This is a genomic window from Rossellomorea vietnamensis (genome assembly GCF_025398035.1).
GTDB classification, from domain to species: domain Bacteria; phylum Bacillota; class Bacilli; order Bacillales; family Bacillaceae_B; genus Rossellomorea; species Rossellomorea vietnamensis_B.
Genome location: NZ_CP104558.1, coordinates 1405087 through 1424855 on the forward strand (window position 1 = coordinate 1405087; position 19769 = coordinate 1424855).

Genomic DNA, 19769 nt, shown 5'->3' on the forward strand with positions numbered 1-19769 from the left:
CTACAAGCTCTTCTGTAGTTGTACCATCAAAGCTGGATAAATATTCTGAACCAGGCAACTATCCACGACTTCATGCACCTTCAGCTTTGCATGAAGCCCTTCTTCAAATTCTTTAAAAAGCGGAGTATTGTATACGAATCCTTCCGCTTTTTGTTTTTCAAATTTCATGCTCAATCTATCACAAGTTTGAAAGAACTCCTTCACTTCCCTCTCTGACAATCCATTTCGAATGATCAGGCGATAAAAGGGAAATCCGTTTCCAGGCATCATTTCAGCCATCAACCTCTGATGGTATTCAAGTTTTTCTATTCGTTTCATTAGTTCGTGCATCTTTATCACCCGCTATTTATCTCATACTCTTATTGTACAAAACTATCACATACATGTCTCCTCAAACTCCCTTCAAAAAATAAGAAAAATCCTTCTAAAATGTATTGATTTTTTCCGGCAATCGTAATAAAGTATGTAAAGCACTTAATTAACCACTATTCGTCTAATGGAGGCGATTTTTTTATGCATTGCTGGAAAACAATCAATCTGGAAAAACAATTTGGATTTTACCGAGTCTTTTTACTTTCATCCATCATCATGATGATGGTATTCTCATTAATATACGTACCAATCAACTTACTATTTCCGAGTGCTTTTTACGATAAGCATTTCCTGGGATTCTTCGTGGGACTGATCAGTATCTATCCGTTGCATAAATTTTTTCACATCGTGCCCATCTTGCCTTTCGTGAGAAAAATAAAATGCAAATGCAACAGAAAAATGTATTTTTTGCCGATCCTTTCATTGCGGGTGGATCAGCCAATTTCAAAATACCGTTATTTGGTTGCCCTTGTGGCCCCATTCTTTGTACTAAACAGTATTTTATTATACGGGTGCTTCCATTTCCCACATTATTCGCATTACTTTACCATGCTCCTTGCATTTCATTCAGGGATCTGTGCCATTGATTTCATTTATGCGAAACAGTTGATGGACTCACCAAAGAATGCATTAATCGAAGAAAATGAAGATGGATACGAAATATTGATTTATCAGTAAGGATGATGGATGGCCATTGAAGCATACACTCGATGGATAAAATCATCCTTCTCCTATTTTAGGGATAATTCACTGCTTTCGTTCACTCATTCTTCATAACGGGAAGGGCTCCATATACGAAAAAAGCTTCATTTACATGAACTAAGGCAACACTCTTGCTACCAATTAGGGAAATAATTTGGTAATGTATAGTCTATAGGAGATAACGGGGAGGGGTTTGGATGATCTCCATGTTTTTAGTATTTGCTGTCTTCATCTTATTTTATATAAATAAAATGACCAACGCATTATGTTTACAAAAAGAAATACCTGAAGAACGCCAACCTAAGGTATTCAGGACCATCAATATCCTAATCACCATACTGCTGGTTTCTTCTTACATAGAGATACTATTTACATAGAACATGAAATGTGGGAAAAAAAGCAGATCCGGAAAACCGGATCTGCTTTTTTATCTATTTATATTAGCAAACGTATGCTGCACCAATGATGATTAACAAAATGAATAAAACTACGATTAACGCGAAACCTCCGCCGTACCCGCCGCAAGCACCTGACATATGCGCTTCCTCCTTTCATGTATGAAAAGCATAAACATATGAATATGAAGCAAAAGGGGCCAGCCTTTCTTAAGGTATTGCCCCCTCTTACAGTCTTTATCCGGTGAACCTAAACCCTGAGGCTAAATTATAGCCATGCTGCACCTACAATGATTAACAGGATGAACAGTACTACGATTAACGCGAAACCTCCGCCGTATGCGTGACCCATAACTTTCCACCTCCTTTGAAGCGCTACTTTATCTTATTCAAGTTAGTTGCCTTTTGTTTAGGCTAATGTCATAAATTAAATTTTTTAGTTTTTTAGCAAATATATGCGGCACCAACGATGATTAATAAGATGAACAGCACTACGATTAACGCGAATCCGGAATTGTATCCACAGCTCATATTTATTACCTCCTTTTCTCTCTTCGCTCTTATCATATGAAAGTACCTAGGAAATGGGTGTGTAAAATGCCCATTTTTCTGAAGATTAGTTTGGAAAATATTTTTTTAAATGGAAGAAGTGTGTTATAGTATGTTTTGTAGATTTTGACAAGCCATCAAACGAAATTATTGTAGGAGTTGGTCACCATGAAAAAATGGATCATTTCAGTATCACTGGCTGCGGGAGTCGTAGGACTTGCAGGATGCAGCGGTGACGGAGCTGAAGGAAACAGTGACGTTGTTGCAACAACAAAAGCCGGAGATGTAACAAAAGATGAACTTTACAAATCAATGAAACAAAAATTCACTCCACAAATGGAACAGGCCCTTCAGGAACTGGTATATACGAAAGTCCTTGAGGACAAGTATGACGTGTCAAAAGAGGAAGTTGATAAAAAGCTGAATGAAGCGAAAGATCAACTAGGACCTCAATTCGATATGTTCTTACAACAATATAATCTGGACGAAAAGTCGTTCAAACAATATCTGAAGCTTCAATTGCTTCAAGAAAAAGCCGCCATTTCCGATGTGAAAGTAACGGATAAAGAAGTCAAAGACTACTACGAGAAATGGAAGCCTGAAATTAAAGTCCGCCACATCCTTGTAGAAGATGAAAAAACAGCGAAAGAAGTCAAACAAAAATTGGCTGATGGAGCTAAATTCGAAGATCTTGCCAAGGAGTACTCTACAGATCCCGGTTCTGCTGAAAACGGCGGAAGCTTAGGATGGGTAGACTACGCTGGTCGTCAAAACTTTGTCCCTGAATTTTCAAAGGCACTGGATACTCTTGAAAAAGGCAAAGTAAGTGAGCCGATCAAAACAGAATATGGTTATCACATCATCGAAGTGACTGATAAAAAAGAAAAGAAATCCTTTGACGAAATGAAAAAGGAGATCGAAAAAGAATTGAAGCTTTCCAAAGTGGATCCTCAAAAAATCCAGGAAGCGATGAAAGCTGAAATCGAAAAAGCTGATCTGAACATCAAAGATAAAGATCTGAAAAAATCATTCGATCAAGTACTGAATCCCCCTGCAGCTCCTGAGGGTGGAGAAACACCTGCACCTGAAGGCGAAGCTCCGGCAACGGAAAAACAGGAATAACCAAAAAGGACTGACGGCTACCTTAAGCCATCAGTCCTTTTTTATCATTTGATCAAGACGTCAGTTGCCGCTTCTTCTCTTTTTCCTCTTCCATTCGATGTATATACACTTCTCCTTCTTTCTCAATCCATTCATCTTCCAGCGTCTTTTCTTCTTTCGCCGATTTGATCGTCATAAAGGCACTTCCGAAAATTCCTGCTACAACCAGGTACATCCAAATAGGCAGGGTCATTTGCTTCATCTCCTTATAGGTTTGTCCTCTTTTATTTACACTATATGAGGGTCGGAAAGAAAACATGACAGCATGATAGAAAAAAAGAATCCGGTCCATGGACCGGATTCTTTTTATTATTTATGAAAGGTTGGTTTATAGAATGAACGGTTGTCGAGTGCGAATACTCTCTCCGTATACTCTCCCGGCTTTACCCGCTGAAGTGCACGGTCAAGCATATTCATCTTTGCGTCGACATTATCGATGTAGTGAAGGATTTCAGCTTCCCGGATGAGTGGCGGCTTAGGGCTTCCCCACTCGGCTTTCCCGTGATGACTCAACACGAGATGTTGAAGAATCATGACCTCTTCGCCTTCGATTCCCAGTTCATCCGCTGCTTTCCCGATTTCATTCACCATGATCGAGATGTGCCCGATCAAATTCCCTTCAATCGTGTACGTTGTCGAGGTAGGACCCGACAGCTCGATGACTTTCCCTAAATCGTGAAGGATCACCCCTGCATAGAGAAGGTCCGAATCCAGGGAAGGATACAGTCCGGCAATGGCTTTCGAAAGATCCAGCATCGAGACCACATGATAAGCAAGGCCTGATACGAATTCATGGTGATTCTTAGTAGCTGCCGGATATTCAAGGAAAGGCTTTTGATATTTCTTGATCAGATGCCTTGTGATGCGCTGGATATTCGGGTTTCTCATTTCAAAGATATACTGTGTAATCTTGCTCGTCATCTCATCTATGCTCACCGGCGCCGTTTCCAGGAAGTCTGAAATGGCATAGCCATCCGCCGGGGAAGCGGGTCTGATCTGTTTGATCTTCAGCTGATTCTTCCCGCGGTAACTGTGTATGTCCCCGACGACCCTAACGATCGTTTCAGGCTGGTAGGCCTTCTCATCCTGCTCAGAAGCATCCCAGAGCTTCGCTTCCATATCTCCGCTCTTATCCTGCAGGATCAGCGTAAGAAACGGCTTTCCTGTATTTGTGGTACCCTTTGTCATTTGCTTGATTAATAATGGCAAGTCGATCGTCTCACCTACGCTGAAATGTGTAATACCTGACATCTGTTCTCCTCCGTTCACTATAAAAGTAGTTTCAGTATATCATATTTTTGTACTCAGGAAGTCCGGATCGACTCCTTCCTCTTTAACACAATCATCTCTTCATCCGTGAACGATTGTTTGATATGGGGGTGGCAGGTGAAAAATAGCACTTGATGATCTCTTGCCACTTTCCTTAGGAGCGAAAGAAATGCCTTTGTTCTGGCCAGGTCAAAGTTGACTACCCCATCATCAATCAAAACAGGCAATCGATATTTATCACCGATCGATTGAATGAGGGCAAAGCGGATTGAAATAAAAAGCTGCTCTTTCGTCCCTTGACTGAGTTCGATTGCATCAAAGATGGTCCCATCCATCCTCTCCACTTTGATCATTTCATCCTCAAGTAAGAAAATTCGCTGATAATGCCCTTCTGTCAGTTCCCTGAAGTTTTCTTCTGCAAGCTCTATGACTTTCGGCATTTTGGTTTTCTGATATAGCTCCATTGTTTTCCTTAACGAGACCCCTGCCAATGTATACGTAGACCATTCAAAGGCAAGCTCCCCCAGCTCGGCTTTTTTGCTTTCGAATTCTTGAAGGATGGCGGAATGGCTCTTACCTTCTTCTAACGTTTTGATTTCATACGAAAGGGAGGCGAGCTCTTTTTGATGAGCGGACAGCTCTTTTGACAATTCATCGATGGTTTGTAAAACCCGGGCCGATTCCCTCCTGCTTTCTTCCAACGAATTAAACTCAAGAAACGTATCAAGGGTTTTTTGGGTCAATCTCGTTTTCATCCCCTTATATTGAGACTTAAATTCGCTTCGTTCCTGAACCTTCATAGCCTTCTCCCGGAATTCCATTTCCCCGGTGCAGCCAGCTATTTGAATAAGATCATGTAGATCACGGCGGATTTTTTCAATTTCTATGGAATGTTTTTCGATATCCATAGTTAAAGGCTCTAACTCTGCAACAATATTTTCGACTACCAGCCGTCGTTTCTCCAGATCATGCAGCATCCCTTTCAATTGAAGCAGCGCTTCGTCCACCGTCGTGAACAAGAGGGCATGGCGGTGAAACCAACCCTGACATTCTTCAGTGAATTCTTTCACTTTCTTCTCTGAATAAGCCTCTTCAGCGGATAAATGGCTATATGTTTCATATAAATAGACTAATTCTTTCATCTTGGCAAATGCATCACGCAGCCACTTCCAATGAAAATCGGAAGGTAAGTATAGTTCCTCTTTCAGGCGTTCTATCCTTCCTTCTCCCCTGATGATCGCTTTCTCAAGCTCTTCCTTTCTCTCCTGAAGCTTCTGTATCTTCAGCTCCTGTTCTTCTAACGATAAGACCCGCTGCTTCCACTCGTTGCGAAATTCCATTTGTTCCAAAAGGCTTTGTTCTGCTGTATCCAGGGTCCCGGTTTTCTCCGGTTGAATAGCTTTGGCTCTCTCTTTGAGCTTTTGAAGAGTGTCGGTTTCATTCCTTACATTCTTCCTCGATTGAAAGATGGTTCCACCGATAACCATCAGAAACAGCAAGCTCATACCTGCCATGATCCAATTGCCGGAGAATACCCCCCATAAACCGAATCCCATTGCAATCAGGAATGCTCCACCACTGATCAGCATCTGATACGAGTAGGAAGCTTTTTTTCGGCTATAGTTTCCCTCTGCCTCCTTTACTTGCAGATTCACCCATTCCATCTGCTCCCTCGTAGAATGCTTGCCGGTTAGGGCCTTGACCTTTCGTTGTAATTCTTGATATTCATCTTCTTCCATTAATCGTTGTTCTAAGTTTTCGCATTTTCTTTCAATGGCTTGAAGTTCTTCCATTTCCTCTTCTTGAAGCTTATCCAGGCTTTCCCGTTCGTAAAGGAGTTTGGTCTGATCATCCAAAGCCTGCTGGATGTTTTCAGACATCATCAGGCTTGTGTTCAATGACGGGATATTTTCCATTTCAACCTGCAGCCCTAATTCCCGGATGGTGTCGCTGATTTTACTGTGGACCATTCTTAATTCTCTGCTTCGCTCCCCGCTCTCTTCTTTCCACTTCAAGTAAGAGGATTGACGGGACAATAGTTCCTCCATAAACGGAATGTCTTCTCTTAATGTAAGGTCCAGATCTTTTGATTCCAACTTTTCCATTAGATCCTTTTGTTTGCTTTTCAGGGTCTCAAGATAGGCTGATGTTTGTCTTTCTTCGATTTTCAGCTCGTTCATCCGTTCCAATCCGTTTGGTGGGAATTCGAGGTCTTTCAGCTGGGAGAGGCGCTTTTCCACATCTTTGAATTGGACAAGGGTATCCCAATTTTCATTTACGGAAATAAGATGTTCTCTCTTATCAGAAAGAAGCTCCTTTTCCTTCTCCAAGGCTGATATTTCCGACTCCAAAGATTTGCGTCTCGCTATGAGCGGCAGGTACTGATCGTTTTTCTCTTTCCCTTCCTTCACTTGTTTTTCAAGATCTTTCAGTTCGGAAAGCACGACATTGATCTTCGGTTTTCTACCTGATTTCTTAAACAGCAGTTCCCTTTCTTTCTGCCAGTCCTGGGAAAGCTTCAATAGAAGGTCCGTCCCTGTAGATCCCGCTGTGAATAAATATCGGTTCAGTTCCTCTTTTTTGAGTCGCTGGATGTTTTGAAGGCCATCCAGGTTGAATGAGAAGATGTTTTGATAGGTGGACCGGTCCATTTTGCCCAACAATTGTTGGAGGATTTCTTCTCCCTCCACTCTTCCATCTTCAAATTGGACGGTTATGTCTCCCGCAGCCTTCCCTCTGACCCGCTCGATGCTCACAATCCCCTGATCTTCCATGTGACAAAGGATTTTCCCACCATACTCGGACGATGATTTCGGAATGTATCTCAACAAAGATTGCTGTTTCGTCGGAAAACCAAATAGGATGCTATGAATGAATGACATGATCGTGGATTTACCCGCTTCATTTTCTCCATAGAATAATTGAAGGTCGCTAAGTGTATAATGCTTGTTGTCAAGCTTCCCATATCCGTATATATGAAGTTCCATCAGCTTCAATTTCTTTCACCCCCACTTTTCAGTAAGTGCTTTGTTTCTTCTATTAGATTGTTCTTCTCTTCGTCCTCCAAAGGTGCAAGAAACCGGTAGATTGACGGATGTTCATACAGCTCTGCCAGGACTTCTTTCCATTCTTCCCCTTCCAGGCTTTCAAGAGTTGAAATCATATCCTGAAGAAAGGGATCCCGTTCCTTTAACACTGTGGTGCCGGGAGACCGGCGTATGGAGTGAACCCATTTCAATTCTCCACGACTTTCTATATCGGATTGCAGCGCCTCCAGGAGGTCGCCATTTTCAACCTTCCTCATCATATCTTCAGGGAGCGAATCTTCATCGGTTAGGACGATTTCAATCAAGCTATCTTCATGTATGGTTTCCATCGCCTGTTGGATGCGCTGAAACACCTCACCAAACCTTCCTATACCATGCAGGGATACATCACATGTTTCCCACAGCAAATCATGGCTGGGAATGAACGACAGCTCTGTCCCATGCTCACCAAGTAAGACTTCATAGCATCCCTTTGCACCGGTCTCCTTTCGATGCCTGCCCTGGATATTGCCGGGATAGACGATAAATGGCTCTTCATGCAAGATCCGGCGTTGATGAATATGTCCGAGTGCCCAGTAATGGTAATTCTTCTCCAATAATTCATTTATCGTGAAAGGGGCATACGTTTCATGGGAAGATTGCATGCTCCCTTCACTGCCATGCAGGACCCCGATCGTATAACGCCCTCGGGCTCCTTTAGGATATTCCCCGATCCTTCTTTCCCGGATATGCCTTGTTCCATAGCTGAAGCCCACAATATCAACCAGGGCACCATTCCTTGTGGTAAGCTGTTTCACTTCGGTTTTCTCGTGAAAAATGTGTACGTTATCCGGCATATCCAGTTCTAATCGACGGCTGCCGAGATGATCATGATTTCCGTGGACGACGTATACAGGGATATCATGTGAATGAAGGATTTGAAATTGTTTCACTAATTTAGCCTGAGCCCTTATGCTTCGGTCTTCTTCATCAAACAGATCCCCACTGAGAATCATAAAGTCGATCCCTCTTGCAATCGCTTCTTTCACCACTTTTTCAAAAGAAGCAAAGGTACTATTATGTATTCGTTCAAATACTTCTGCCGGTAAATGCTTCAGCCCTTTAAACGGACTGTCCAAATGTAAGTCTGCTACATGAAAAAACCGTATGTTCTCCATGAAGTCCCTCCTTCAACACTACGAATATACGTTCTGATATTCATTCATTATATCCTAAAACCGGGGAAGATTTCAGTATGGATTCACAATTTATCACATTCATACTGAAAAAGGCTGCCACTTTAAAGGTGACAGCCTTCCACTTATTTCTTTGATGTTAAATCGATAGCTTTCTTAATATCTTTATATGAATTGGACTTCCCGTATAATAGCACTCCTCCACGATAGACACGTGCACCGAATACTCCCAGCAAAGCGATGGAAACAACCAGGACGAGTATCCCGATGATCGGCTCATACACCGGCAGGTTCAGCATCCCGACACGCAGGAACATGACCATCGGTGTGAAAAAGGGGATGTACGATGTAACCGTGACAAATCCCGATTCCGGACTTCCGAGACCAAACATGGATATGAAGAACCCGATCATGATCAGGAAGGTCATCGGCATAATCATCTGCTGAACATCTTCAATTCTACTCACAAGTGATCCGAGTAGCGCTGCAAGGGTTGCATACAGGAAATAACCAAGCAGAAAGAAGATGATAGCATAAATGATGACACTGAGTGATAGGGATTCAAATCCGAACCCTTCAAAGAATCCCCCTACCAGTTCATCCTTCTTGCGGATCAGGGTAAAATAACCTACACCAAGGATAACGGCTAATTGAGTCAAGCCAACGAGACCGATCCCAATGATTTTGGCAAACATTTGTTTGACCGGTGACACACTTGAAATGAGGATTTCCATGACCCTGGAGCTTTTCTCTGTGGCGACCTCCATCGCTGTCATATTGGCATAGGCAATCACCGAGAAATAGATAAAGAATAATAAGACGTAGACAATGCCCCTTGCCTGACTCAGTTCTTCTTCAGACTTTGCCCCTTCTAGCAGTGCCTCCTTCTCGAAATCTACGGGGGCACTTAATAAGGATAGCTCCTCCCCGGACAGATCCAGCTTACCCGCAGCAAGGGAGGATTTCACATTTTGCAGGGCCGCCTGCAATTCTCCGGTCACAGCAGACTCCGATAACGAGTTTGATTTATACAGGGCCTGTGGCAGCCCATCACTGCTTTCAGTTAAGACCAGTAAACCTTTATATTCTTCCGACTCTATTTTTTTCTCGATTTCCTTTGTTGACTCCGAGGCAGGCTTTAATTGAATCTCACTATTCATCATCTCCAGCTGCTCCAGGAGCGGTTCATATAATTTGCCCGTTTCATCCTGAACCGCTACCCTGCTTCCTTCATCAACCGTGAAACTCGAAATGACGCTGTCGAAATTGGCCAGCAGGACAAGTGCAGCCGCAATGATGATGGTGGATATGATAAAAGACTTGGCTTTCAATTTTGACATATAGGAATGACCGAGGATCAAGAAGAAATTATTCATAAGAAGTTCCCACCTTTTCTATAAATATATCGTTCAGTGAAGGTTCCTCCAGCTCGAATTTACGAAGGAAGCCCTTTTTGACGACATCATGAAATACCCCTTGGGCGGCAGCCTCGGATTCCACCTGGAGCAGGACTCCTTCCGTCGTTTCTTTAATCTTTGTCACTCCCTGAATGTCCTTTAGGTAGGTAAGGTCGAAATCTGCATGTATCACGACATTCTTCTTTCCGAAGGAACGTTTGATTTCCTTCAGTCCTCCATGTACCACGGGACGCCCTTTATGCATGATGCACAAGCTTTCACAGAGCTCCTCCACATGCTCCATCCGATGACTTGAAAACACGATGGTCGTTCCGTTCTTCTTGATTTCCCTTACTGCGTCCTTTAACAGCTCCACATTCACGGGATCAAGACCGCTGAATGGTTCATCAAGAATCAATAGTTTAGGCTTATGAATGACCGATGCGATGAATTGAATTTTTTGCTGATTCCCTTTGGAGAGTTCCTCCACTTTTTTATTGAGGTATTGAGGAACATTGAATCGCTCCAGCCAATAATCCAGTTCTTTCAGGATGGTCTTCTTTTCCATCCCCCGCAGGCGTGCCAAATAGACGATTTGATCACCTACCTTCATCTTCGGATAAAGTCCTCTTTCTTCCGGGAGATACCCGATTTCCGGACTGGTTGAATAATCAATCCCCTTGCCGTCCCACGTGATCCTGCCTTCTGTTGCATCCAATAATCCCAACACCATTCGGAAGGTCGTCGTCTTTCCGGCTCCATTCGCCCCGAGGAACCCGAACATTTCACTTGGGGGAATTTCTAGTGACAGTTCATCTACCGCCGTGAAATCCCCAAACCTTTTGGTGACCTGTTGTAATTTCAAACTCATCTTTTGTTTTCCCTCCTGTTGCCCCATTAATGAAATCCGGCATTCTTTTCTCTAGTACTCTACGATTCTATCCATAAAAGGTTTCATTTTCCATTCTTTTTTCGTTATCAAACTATTTAGACTTCACAAAAAAATGATAGTATGAAAAAATAAAGAAGAACACCATTTCAAGTACAAAGGGGTATTACATAATGAAAGTATATAAACTGACGGTATTCGAGCGTGACGGCAAAAAAATCCTGGACGAATCATTCGAAGCTTCCTCTGACAATGAAGCGAAGAAAATGGGAGAAACCATGCTTGAGGAAAAAGGCTATGCTGAACATACGCATCGCTGTACGTCCCCACTAGGGAAACTCTTGCTGTTTCATGTGTAGAATGACTTCTTGCATTACAGACTTCAATGGCTGTAATGCATTTTTTTGCATGTACAAAAAAGAACCAGCCTTTAAGACTGATTCCCGTTTTCCATTATTCACCCTTGAATTCAGGTCTTCTCTTCTCCACGAATGCGCGGATGCCTTCCTGGTGATCGGAGGTTTGGCGCATGAGCCACTGACCTTCCTTCTCAAGATCAAGTGCATGCTGCAATCTTTCTTTGTTCAACTCCACGTATACTTCTTTCGTTTTCAGCATTGCTTTCGTCGGCGCGCTTAATACCTGTTTGGTATAGCGTGCTATGCCTTCCTCCAATTTCCCTGAAGGTATGGCTTCATCGACAAGCCCTTTCATCAGGGCTTCCTGTCCTTCAAATACTTTTCCATTCCAGATCAAACGTTTTGCCTTATGCGTGCCGAGGCGTTCCTGTAGAAGGAAATGACTTCCTCCATCAGGGATCAAAGCGATGCCGATAAAGTTCATGGCGAGCTTACTGTCTTCTTCACAAAGGATATAATCAGAAGCAAGAGCCAGGCTCAACCCAAGTCCCGCCGCTGCCCCGTGAATGCCTGTCAGGACCACTTTCGGCATGGAATATAAAGTCATCACCAGTTCACTGATCGTATCCATGATCCGTGAGAACTGCTCCTCTCCACTTAATGACAGCATGGATTTAATATCTCCACCGGAGGAAAATCCCTTCCCCTCCCCTGTCAGGATCAATAAAGAAATCGTTGGATCATGTTTCACTTCCTTCAAAGCAGCAAGCAATTCTTCCATCAGCCGGGCATCCAATGCGTTCAGGGACTGCGGCCGGTTCAAATGAACCCTCGCCACCTTCCCATCTTTATGTAATTTTATTGTTTCGTATTGATTTGACACTGTCAAAAAAATCCCTCCCCTTTCTATTAGCATAGCGCAGAATGATTATTTAGAAAAGTACAATAATTCAAAACGGAGATCGACATAGAGCCGATCTCCCGTCTTAATTAGATTTGTTTCATCTGGTCCTGAACCTGGTCCCTCAGAGCCCTCTTCAGAAATTTCCCAACAGAGGTTTTCGGGATTTCATCCAGGAACAGTATCTCATCCGGCAGCCACCATTTCGCAAACTGAGGCTTCAGGAAATCCATGATTTCTTCCTTGGTCACACTTCCTTTTCCCGATTCCTTTAAAACGACACAGGCAATCGGGCGTTCCTGCCACTCCTCATGGGGCACTGCCACCACAGCAGCTTCGAAGATATGCTCATGGGCCATGAGGGCATTTTCAATGTCGACGGAAGAAATCCATTCCCCGCCAGATTTGATCAGATCCTTCGTGCGGTCAACGATCTTGATATAGCCCTCTTCATCAATGGTGACGACATCCCCGGTATATAGCCAGCCATCCCTGAACGCATCCTCGGTACGTTCATCTTCATAATACTCAGAAGCGATCCAGGGACCCCTTAGGGCAAGCTCGCCCATTTCGATACCATCCCATGCCACTTCTCCGTCTTTTCCGACGATCTTCATATCTAATCCAGGTACGAGGATCCCCTGCTTCGCTTTCAAGTCGAGCTTCTCTTCGGCAGAAAGGTCGTCATGATAGCTTTTGGATGCGGCGATCACAGCGAGCGGGCTCGTTTCAGTCATGCCATACGCATGCATGAACGGGATGCCGAACTTCTCTTCAAATGACCGGATCATCCCTTTAGGAGCTGCCGATCCCCCGCACAGAACGGATCGAAGACTTGATAGATCATACTCGTTTTGCTCCAATTCATTGAGTAATCCAAGCCAGATCGTCGGTACCCCTGCGGAAATGGTCACCTTTTCATCCTGCATGAGCCCGGCCAGCAGTCCAGGGGTGAAATATGGTCCCGGCAGAACCTGCTTACTACCGAACCAGACCGCCGCAAACGGGAGTCCCCAGGCGTTCACATGGAACATCGGCACCACCGGTAGGGCAACGTCCCTCTCACTGACGCCTGTCGTATCAGCCAGCCCGAGTGCCATTGCATGGAGCACAATGCCCCGATGGGAATAGATGACTCCTTTGGGATTTCCGGTCGTGGCCGACGTATAACACATTCCAGCAGGGGCATTTTCATCAATGTCGTTGCGGAATTGGAACGATGGATCCCCTTCTTCCAACAAGCTTTCATAATGATACACAGGCTCGAGGGTCGTTTCAGGCAATTCTCCATCGGTCATGACGATGAAGGCTTTAACCGTCGGGATCTGGTCCTTCACCTTTTCAATGAGCGGGACGATGTCCGGGTCGATGAGCAATACTTGATCCTTGGCATGATTGATGATGTAGACGATATGTTGTGGCGATAAGCGGATATTGATCGTATGTAATACGGCTCCGCTGCATGGAATCGCAAAGTACGCTTCCAGATGACGATGATGATTCCATGCAAGTGTACCGACTTTGTCCCCTTCTTCAACACCGAGCTTCGATAGGGAACTTGCCAGCCTCCGCGTTCTCTCACCCCACTGTTTGTATGTGAAGCGGTTGATCCCCGACTCTGTCCGGGATACGATTTCTTTCTTAGGAAAATACTTTTCGGCTCGTTCAATCATTTGTGTCAATAGCAGAGGTGTTTGCATCATATTCGATCTCTCCCCTCAAAATAGTAAGCGTTTACAAAAAATGTCTGATTTTCTATGTCTATCTTACTAATTCTCCTTTCATGATGATATCTCCTTTAAGACGGGATGAAATATTCCTGTAATGAACAAGGAAACGGAAGCCATAATAAAAAACGCGCCACTCGAATTGAAGCGGCGCGTTTCATTTTTATAAAAATAAATCATTCAAAATCCTGATTTTCTTTTCTGTGTACTCTTTGAATCCAAGGTTATAGGCATTCGGTTCTTTCGGATTGGCGAAGTGCGTGATTTTTCCGGTTTTCGGATCGATGAATTTGCTTGCCGCCCCGCAGCCGATTCCAATGATGGTCTGGACTTCTTCCATGATCATGATGTTATAAATGCTGTCCTGCTCTGGAAGTGCGTATCCCACATTTTCCAGGTTACCGAGAATGTTCTTCTGGCGATATAAGTAGTAAGGCTCATACCCATGCTCCTTGGTCCACTTTTCCGCAAGATTCATCATCTTCTCGATTTCAAGACGGTCCGCCACTTTATACTTGTCCTTATTCTTCGTCATTTCAGACGCCCGCTTAAAGGACAGGGTGTGAACCGTCAAGGATTCAGGCATAAGCTTTTCTGTTTCGTCCAAGGAATGCTGCAGCTCCGGAAGCTCCTCGCCTGGAAGACCAATGATGAGGTCCATATTGATATTGTTCATTCCCATACCGCGGGATAAATGAAATTTATCAATCGTTTCCTCCACCGTGTGATGCCGCCCGATCGCTTTTAAGGTTTCCTGGGTGTAAGATTGAGGATTGATGGAAATCCGGTCGATGTTCCATTTATTGAGCACTTCGAGTTTATCTTCGGATATCGTATCCGGTCTCCCTGCCTCCACCGTTACTTCCCTTACCTTGTCCACATCCGGGAAGGAGCGGTACATCTCTTCATAAAGAGCATCCATTTCTTCAGCTGTGATGGACGTAGGGGTACCCCCGCCATAATAGATGGTCGTAATCTTGATATTGTTTTCTTTCATCCATCGTCCCATTTCCTGGATTTCGTAATGAAGTCCCGCCAGGAAGGAATCCACCCTCCCCTGTTTACCAAGAATCGCATAGGCAGGGAACGTGCAATACGCACACTTGGTTGGACAAAACGGAATGCCGATATAAATGCTCACTTCCTGCTGAAGGTCATAGAGATCAGGCACGACGGATAATTGACGATCGACGATGTTTTGCATCAGCTGGATCTTTTCATCCGTGATCAGGTACTCTTTTTTTAATTTCTTATGAATCTCTTCCTTGGGCAATCCAAGCTGCATCTGCTTATGAATGAGCTTAGTGGGGCGGATTCCCGTCAGGATGCCCCACTTCTGCCTGATCCCCGTCAAATCTTGAAGAACATTTAAATACACATGGGAAACAGCCGTTTTCAGCTGTTTGAACCGTTCTTTCTCATTTTCATAAGGCACCCAGTCATGCTCATAGCGTGCAGTGTATGATTGTTCGCTTGAGTCCGTTAAAACGGCTTCCGCCTCTATCTTGTCATCTGAAGAAAGTTCTATATGGACTTGAAGATCGGCCTCATCACAATCACCGAAGTGAATCGAGGACTCTTCAAAGAATAAATTCGCTATCAATCGCAGGGGACGTTCGAAACGTTCATCCTCGATTCCTTTTATCAAAACATCCACGTTCTAATCACCTTTCATATAACTAATAAGCTGTTATAAGTGTACAGAAAGGGGTCGGAATGGTCAATGGTCCGAACCCTCCCAACAGAAGAACACCCCGTATTCCTGTTGGAATGACGGGGTGTTCCTTGAGTCACGATTTTATGATGTTCATTTTTTTCAGGAATGGGATGGGATGTTGTTTACGGAATAACTCAGTGACAAAGTACGGAATCCCTTTTTCAACCTGACTGCGTGTGATCCAGTCCGCCGCTTCCCGCACTTGACGTGGTGCATCTCCCATGGCGACACCGAGACCTGAGCATTCCATGGAATCAATGTCATCGATGCCGGATCCCACCATCACGATTTGATGTTTCTTCACTCCGAGACGCTCAGACAGATACATCAATCCCCTGAGCTTTGAAACACCCCTGGGAACGATATCCAGCTTATAGTCTGACGTCGGGATTGCGTCCACTTCTTCATACATTCCTTTTAACGAAGCGACAACGTCCCATACGTCTTCCCTGTGCTCCATCACAACCGAAATCTTCGGAACCGACATCGGATTCTCCAAGAGGTGATCACTCACCCGGTCCACAAACTGTTTGCTGTAAAGTAATTTGGATTCTCTTTGCCATGAGACCTTTGCCATCTCACGTGCCCGGGTACTGGTTTTGCCTACGATGGATCGCTTTTCATGGGACAAATGTACCTGACATGAAAAGCCTTCAAGGAATTGAGAGATTTCATACGTAATGTCTTCCGCAATTTTTTTCACATATATCGGTTTTTCAAGCTCGCCTGCGATATAGGCACCGCTGTGTGTAACAATCGGGCTTTCAAGCTTCAGGGCTTTGGCTACTTTCTTAGCAGAAGCAAAACTCCGGCTTGTAACCAATGTGACCGGAACCCCTTTATCTTGAACGTACTCAATTGCTTCCTTCGTTTCCTTCGCAATTTTTCCGTTTTCATTTACAATCGTGCCATCAATATTCAAAGCCAGCATTCGATAGATCATCATTGGTGTCCCCCCTATATGTTGTCTACTCCCTTTCTCTACTTTTATGAAGGATGGAAGACAAATATGCCAAGGGGGTGAAAGGCCAACAAAAAAAGACCGGCTCCCATAAGGAAGTCGGTCCCTCTTCATCACGTTATTTTTGCATTGAACCGTAAAGTTCTTCAAGCGGCTTCATGATGACTTTGTTTAAGTCATTGATCACCATGCTCATGCGTTGCTCAGCTTCCATAAGCTTTGCAATCTTTTCATGTTGCTGAACAAGTTGAGCTGTTTTTTGAGCCTGCTCCACTTCTTCCTGTGAAATCTCTTCACCGCTCATTTGTTTTTGTTGAAGAGTCATTTGAATGTTTCTGAAGTTTTCAAACATCTTGTTAGCAGATTCGTCATTGTTTACTTCATCATACATTTTCTTCAATTGCAGGAATTCATCGCTCTGACGCAATGCGCTTTCCAGATCGTTCGCTTGATCGTATAAGTTAATAGCCAAAATACGTACCTCCTAAAATTTCAGTCTCCCTCACTATAACAAACAATGAAGTTGATTTCTAGGCAGGACCCTTATCAGGATATGAAAAGGGCGATCAATCCCTGGATAATCCCGATCACACCGCCGAGCAGAGCCCCGAGATACGTGATCATTTTGAATTCCCGCCTCGATATGCCGAGGACTAGTTCCTCGAGCCTGCCGACAGAGAATGATTCAACCTGCTCCTGAACGATATGCTGAAGGTGCATCTTTTCCATGAGATTCGGAATCTTCCCGGATAAGAGGTCCGTCCCTCTATCCACCCATTTCGGCAGCTGGATATCGAAGAAGGAATCCTTGTGCGGTTCGAGCCAGGACCTGAGCGGTTTGGAGAGGTGACCGTCAATGTTGACGAGTTTGACAAGTGACGATTGGACTGTGTGGATGAGCTCCTCTTCCGGCAATCTGTCGATGAACTCTTCCAGTTTCATTTGTTTCAGCTTCGACCACTCTTGGGTCAACAGGTTAAAGAGGATCTCCTGTGTCCCTTCGTGCTTGATGAACTTGACGATTTCCGGCTGCACTTTATCCGCAACCGAGGTGTTGCCGAGGAACATGCCCAGCATATTTCCGAGCATGCCGCGTTCTTTGAGGAAATCGTCGATCATGATCTTCACTTTCATTTTTCCTTCCGGGCTTGTGAAATACGCTTCCGCCCTGTTTGCAATGAAGTCGACAAGCTTCGGTATACTTTCTGAAACCTTTTCCTGCCACCTCTCAGGAAGTGCTTCTTCCAGTTTCATAGACGTATAGGACATCTTCGTATCCTTGATCTTTACTGCGATCCAGTCTTCGAGCCATTCATTGAGTCTCTCGGAGGAAACGGGGATTTGGAGGGTGTCGAGCCACTCATTCACCGTTTTGTCGGATGTGAAGACCGGCTGCAATTCTTCGGATAGCCAAAGTGTCACATCCTTTTGGAAGTCTTCATTCATCACTTTTTTCTGAAGGCTTTCAGGGGTGATTAAGTGGTCCACCACCATCTTCCCGAGTTGCTCTGCCAATTCCCCCCGGCGTTTCGGGATCAGCCCCGGTGTAAATGGGACTTTGAATTTTCCGATATAGTATGCCCGATAAGGCCTGAATAACATTTTTATTGCAAGTGAATTGGTGACTCCCCCAATAAGGGCCCCAACGATTACCATGAATAATACCAGGATGAAAGCATCTAGCATGAGTGCACCTTCCTTTTCTACTTCTCTCGTTTGAACATTTTGCCTATGTTTACATAGAATGCTATATCAACATTAGCCCAATAAATTATTATAAAGTCAATCCAACGGGTTATGCAAACGGGGAATGCCGGATGAAGATAAAATGTTCATTTGTTTCGCATCAACACACGAAGGATCATCATCATTTATATATTCCAGAAAAATGGATGGACCGCTTCCCTTTTCAACGACAAATGACGTTGAAATGTGGCAGCTCCCTTCTTGATGTGACATGTATAGGAACAAAAACAGATTCTTTACAGATTATGTTGGATACATCCGATTCATTATTCGCATCCTTCCCGACAATGGAAAATATATGGATTTTCATCGATGCCGGGATGATTCATATGGGACCGGTTGCGGCTCTCTTACTCAATCAATCTACGGTCGCGACCATCCATTCCCATTCTTTAAAGGAATATTTTACAGAGTGTCAGGAATGGTTTCAACGAAAAGGTGGATTTTTCTACCTGCTTCCCCTTTCCTCCTTCACCGGGAATAAAAGGGAAGGCGTTTATTATAACGGGAACGATTGGGAAACCGGTCTTCTACCTGATCCCCATGTCCTATACAATCGATGTCACTCACGGAAAATAGAGCGGTCCCCTTCCTTTCAAAGTGCTCTTGGCCGCACTCTGGACCGGGGTATCCAGGTTTTCAATTCCGGCTTTTTGTCCAAGGACGAGGTATACAATGCATTAAAAGACAGCCCCATCCTTTCTCCACACCTGCCGGAAACCGTAAAGGGACTTCATTCCCTGGAGAAGATGCTTACCTTGCATCACGATGTTTTCGTGAAAGGGATAAATGGGAGCAAGGGACGCTACATCATGCGTATCCAAAAAAGAGACGATGGATATCATGTGCAGCAGAATTCATTTTCGACTGAGAATCCCCTCACATTCCCCACCTACCCTGCTTTGTACAAACAGCTTAAGGCATGGTGCAATCGTTCTTATCTGGTTCAGGAGACGATCCCCTTTCTAACGGTCGAAGGACAGCCTTTGGACTTTCGCTTTCTCTGTCATCAGAACCGGAATAAAGACTGGGAGCTGGTCTCATCGGTTGCAAGAATCGCTTCAAGGGGTCAATTCGTGGCAAATGTCGACCAGGGCGGACGAATCGAAAAGCCTCTCGCGGTTTTGCAAACAATTTTTTCTCCCAGGGAGAGCCTGGCTATCATGAAAGGGATGAAAGAATTATGTATACACGCTTCAACACTTCTTGCCGATAGCATGGAAGGACATTTCGCAGAACTCGGCATCGATATCGGCATAGATCATTCTGGAAAACCCTGGCTGATCGAAATCAATTCCAAGCCTTCTAAACGGACCTACTTAGAGAACGACAGGATTCGTCCTTCGGTTAAAGCACTTTATGAATATAGTTTGGCCATCTGGACTAATAAGGAGGAATAATA

Annotated in this window: 21 protein-coding genes; 5 read left to right on the forward strand and 16 right to left on the reverse strand. The window is 44.1% G+C overall.

Annotation, left to right across the window (positions count from 1 at the left end):
• Nucleotides 1–330 (reverse strand): YhaI family protein, encoded by a 330-nt coding sequence (locus tag N5C46_RS07195; RefSeq protein WP_261751491.1) that lies wholly within the window; start codon nucleotides 328–330, stop codon nucleotides 1–3.
• A gap of 183 nt (nucleotides 331–513) precedes the next feature.
• Between N5C46_RS07195 and N5C46_RS07200 the strand changes: the two genes are divergently transcribed.
• Together N5C46_RS07200 and N5C46_RS07205 are read left to right on the forward strand one after the other, a co-directional pair.
• Nucleotides 514–1050, forward strand: coding sequence for a DUF3267 domain-containing protein (locus N5C46_RS07200; RefSeq protein ID WP_034763304.1), 537 nt, complete (start codon nucleotides 514–516; stop codon nucleotides 1048–1050).
• A 221-nt stretch (nucleotides 1051–1271) separates the two neighbouring features.
• Nucleotides 1272–1451, forward strand: a complete 180-nt coding sequence (locus tag N5C46_RS07205) for a hypothetical protein (RefSeq protein ID WP_034763303.1) — start codon at nucleotides 1272–1274, stop codon at nucleotides 1449–1451.
• A gap of 63 nt (nucleotides 1452–1514) precedes the next feature.
• Here N5C46_RS07205 and N5C46_RS07210 read toward each other — a convergent pair whose 3' ends face one another.
• The 3 genes from N5C46_RS07210 to N5C46_RS07220 all read right to left on the reverse strand — a co-directional run bounded on the left by N5C46_RS07210 (nucleotide 1515) and on the right by N5C46_RS07220 (nucleotide 2000).
• Nucleotides 1515–1610, reverse strand: a complete 96-nt coding sequence (locus tag N5C46_RS07210) for a YjcZ family sporulation protein (RefSeq protein WP_079534381.1) — start codon at nucleotides 1608–1610, stop codon at nucleotides 1515–1517.
• Between the two features lie 127 nt (nucleotides 1611–1737).
• Nucleotides 1738–1821 (reverse strand): YjcZ family sporulation protein, encoded by an 84-nt coding sequence (locus N5C46_RS07215; RefSeq protein WP_060670486.1) that lies wholly within the window; start codon nucleotides 1819–1821, stop codon nucleotides 1738–1740.
• Between the two features lie 92 nt (nucleotides 1822–1913).
• A complete protein-coding gene (locus N5C46_RS07220; RefSeq protein ID WP_044337791.1) occupies nucleotides 1914–2000 on the reverse strand; it encodes a YjcZ family sporulation protein in 87 nt (28 codons plus the stop codon).
• 186 nt (nucleotides 2001–2186) lie between these two features.
• Between N5C46_RS07220 and N5C46_RS07225 the strand changes: the two genes are divergently transcribed.
• Complete coding sequence (locus tag N5C46_RS07225) at nucleotides 2187–3140, forward strand: peptidylprolyl isomerase (RefSeq protein ID WP_261751492.1); 954 nt, start codon at nucleotides 2187–2189, stop codon at nucleotides 3138–3140.
• 52 nt (nucleotides 3141–3192) lie between these two features.
• Here the strand turns inward: N5C46_RS07225 and N5C46_RS07230 are convergent, their stop codons facing one another.
• The 6 genes from N5C46_RS07230 to N5C46_RS07255 all read right to left on the reverse strand — a co-directional run bounded on the left by N5C46_RS07230 (nucleotide 3193) and on the right by N5C46_RS07255 (nucleotide 10938).
• On the reverse strand, nucleotides 3193–3372 hold the full coding sequence (locus N5C46_RS07230; protein WP_034763298.1) for a sporulation YhaL family protein: 180 nt from the start codon (nucleotides 3370–3372) through the stop codon (nucleotides 3193–3195).
• A gap of 116 nt (nucleotides 3373–3488) precedes the next feature.
• The gene (yhaM, locus tag N5C46_RS07235; RefSeq protein WP_034763296.1) at nucleotides 3489–4430 is read right to left on the reverse strand and encodes a 3'-5' exoribonuclease YhaM; all 942 of its coding nucleotides are present in this window, start codon (nucleotides 4428–4430) and stop codon (nucleotides 3489–3491) included.
• 53 nt (nucleotides 4431–4483) lie between these two features.
• A complete protein-coding gene (locus N5C46_RS07240) occupies nucleotides 4484–7435 on the reverse strand; it encodes an ATP-binding protein (protein ID WP_261752299.1) in 2952 nt (983 codons plus the stop codon).
• A 5-nt stretch (nucleotides 7436–7440) separates the two neighbouring features.
• A complete protein-coding gene (locus N5C46_RS07245; RefSeq protein WP_261751493.1) occupies nucleotides 7441–8652 on the reverse strand; it encodes a metallophosphoesterase family protein in 1212 nt (403 codons plus the stop codon).
• Nucleotides 8653–8795: 143 nt separating this feature from the next.
• The gene (locus N5C46_RS07250; protein WP_261751494.1) at nucleotides 8796–10046 is read right to left on the reverse strand and encodes an ABC transporter permease; all 1251 of its coding nucleotides are present in this window, start codon (nucleotides 10044–10046) and stop codon (nucleotides 8796–8798) included.
• Nucleotides 10039–10938, reverse strand: a complete 900-nt coding sequence (locus N5C46_RS07255; protein ID WP_261751495.1) for an ABC transporter ATP-binding protein — start codon at nucleotides 10936–10938, stop codon at nucleotides 10039–10041. Before N5C46_RS07255 ends, N5C46_RS07250 begins: the two co-directional genes overlap by 8 nt.
• A gap of 191 nt (nucleotides 10939–11129) precedes the next feature.
• Between N5C46_RS07255 and N5C46_RS07260 the strand changes: the two genes are divergently transcribed.
• Complete coding sequence (locus N5C46_RS07260) at nucleotides 11130–11315, forward strand: YhzD family protein (protein ID WP_261751496.1); 186 nt, start codon at nucleotides 11130–11132, stop codon at nucleotides 11313–11315.
• A gap of 94 nt (nucleotides 11316–11409) precedes the next feature.
• Here the strand turns inward: N5C46_RS07260 and N5C46_RS07265 are convergent, their stop codons facing one another.
• The 6 genes from N5C46_RS07265 to N5C46_RS07290 form a co-directional block, all read right to left on the reverse strand.
• The gene (locus tag N5C46_RS07265; RefSeq protein ID WP_261751497.1) at nucleotides 11410–12204 is read right to left on the reverse strand and encodes an enoyl-CoA hydratase; all 795 of its coding nucleotides are present in this window, start codon (nucleotides 12202–12204) and stop codon (nucleotides 11410–11412) included.
• Between the two features lie 101 nt (nucleotides 12205–12305).
• A complete protein-coding gene (locus N5C46_RS07270) occupies nucleotides 12306–13919 on the reverse strand; it encodes a long-chain fatty acid--CoA ligase (RefSeq protein ID WP_261751498.1) in 1614 nt (537 codons plus the stop codon).
• Nucleotides 13920–14106: 187 nt separating this feature from the next.
• Complete coding sequence (locus N5C46_RS07275) at nucleotides 14107–15600, reverse strand: coproporphyrinogen III oxidase (RefSeq protein ID WP_261751499.1); 1494 nt, start codon at nucleotides 15598–15600, stop codon at nucleotides 14107–14109.
• Between the two features lie 133 nt (nucleotides 15601–15733).
• On the reverse strand, nucleotides 15734–16606 hold the full coding sequence (locus tag N5C46_RS07280) for a Cof-type HAD-IIB family hydrolase (RefSeq protein ID WP_336275548.1): 873 nt from the start codon (nucleotides 16604–16606) through the stop codon (nucleotides 15734–15736).
• Between the two features lie 133 nt (nucleotides 16607–16739).
• The gene (locus N5C46_RS07285) at nucleotides 16740–17093 is read right to left on the reverse strand and encodes a YlbF/YmcA family competence regulator (protein ID WP_261751500.1); all 354 of its coding nucleotides are present in this window, start codon (nucleotides 17091–17093) and stop codon (nucleotides 16740–16742) included.
• Nucleotides 17094–17167: 74 nt separating this feature from the next.
• Nucleotides 17168–18307, reverse strand: coding sequence for a DUF445 domain-containing protein (locus N5C46_RS07290; RefSeq protein ID WP_261751501.1), 1140 nt, complete (start codon nucleotides 18305–18307; stop codon nucleotides 17168–17170).
• 131 nt (nucleotides 18308–18438) lie between these two features.
• On the opposite strand from N5C46_RS07290, the gene N5C46_RS07295 reads away from it, so the two are divergent.
• Nucleotides 18439–19767, forward strand: coding sequence for a YheC/YheD family endospore coat-associated protein (locus N5C46_RS07295; protein ID WP_261751502.1), 1329 nt, complete (start codon nucleotides 18439–18441; stop codon nucleotides 19765–19767).
• The last annotated feature ends 2 nt before the right edge of the window (nucleotides 19768–19769 follow it).

Bases quoted from the DNA above. Each gene is read 5' to 3' on its own strand.
- N5C46_RS07195 (WP_261751491.1), bottom strand. From the start codon at position 330: ATGCACGAACTAATGAAACGAATAGAAAAACTTGAATACCATCAGAGG.
- N5C46_RS07200 (WP_034763304.1), top strand. From the start codon at position 514: ATGCATTGCTGGAAAACAATCAATCTGGAAAAACAATTTGGATTTTAC.
- N5C46_RS07205 (WP_034763303.1), top strand. From the start codon at position 1,272: ATGATCTCCATGTTTTTAGTATTTGCTGTCTTCATCTTATTTTATATA.
- N5C46_RS07210 (WP_079534381.1), bottom strand. From the start codon at position 1,610: ATGTCAGGTGCTTGCGGCGGGTACGGCGGAGGTTTCGCGTTAATCGTA.
- N5C46_RS07215 (WP_060670486.1), bottom strand. From the start codon at position 1,821: ATGGGTCACGCATACGGCGGAGGTTTCGCGTTAATCGTAGTACTGTTC.
- N5C46_RS07220 (WP_044337791.1), bottom strand. From the start codon at position 2,000: ATGAGCTGTGGATACAATTCCGGATTCGCGTTAATCGTAGTGCTGTTC.
- N5C46_RS07225 (WP_261751492.1), top strand. From the start codon at position 2,187: ATGAAAAAATGGATCATTTCAGTATCACTGGCTGCGGGAGTCGTAGGA.
- N5C46_RS07230 (WP_034763298.1), bottom strand. From the start codon at position 3,372: ATGACCCTGCCTATTTGGATGTACCTGGTTGTAGCAGGAATTTTCGGA.
- yhaM (WP_034763296.1), bottom strand. From the start codon at position 4,430: ATGTCAGGTATTACACATTTCAGCGTAGGTGAGACGATCGACTTGCCA.
- N5C46_RS07240 (WP_261752299.1), bottom strand. From the start codon at position 7,435: ATGGAACTTCATATATACGGATATGGGAAGCTTGACAACAAGCATTAT.
- N5C46_RS07245 (WP_261751493.1), bottom strand. From the start codon at position 8,652: ATGGAGAACATACGGTTTTTTCATGTAGCAGACTTACATTTGGACAGT.
- N5C46_RS07250 (WP_261751494.1), bottom strand. From the start codon at position 10,046: ATGAATAATTTCTTCTTGATCCTCGGTCATTCCTATATGTCAAAATTG.
- N5C46_RS07255 (WP_261751495.1), bottom strand. From the start codon at position 10,938: ATGAGTTTGAAATTACAACAGGTCACCAAAAGGTTTGGGGATTTCACG.
- N5C46_RS07260 (WP_261751496.1), top strand. From the start codon at position 11,130: ATGAAAGTATATAAACTGACGGTATTCGAGCGTGACGGCAAAAAAATC.
- N5C46_RS07270 (WP_261751498.1), bottom strand. From the start codon at position 13,919: ATGATGCAAACACCTCTGCTATTGACACAAATGATTGAACGAGCCGAA.
- N5C46_RS07280 (WP_336275548.1), bottom strand. From the start codon at position 16,606: ATGATGATCTATCGAATGCTGGCTTTGAATATTGATGGCACGATTGTA.
- N5C46_RS07290 (WP_261751501.1), bottom strand. From the start codon at position 18,307: ATGCTAGATGCTTTCATCCTGGTATTATTCATGGTAATCGTTGGGGCC.
- N5C46_RS07295 (WP_261751502.1), top strand. From the start codon at position 18,439: ATGAAGATAAAATGTTCATTTGTTTCGCATCAACACACGAAGGATCAT.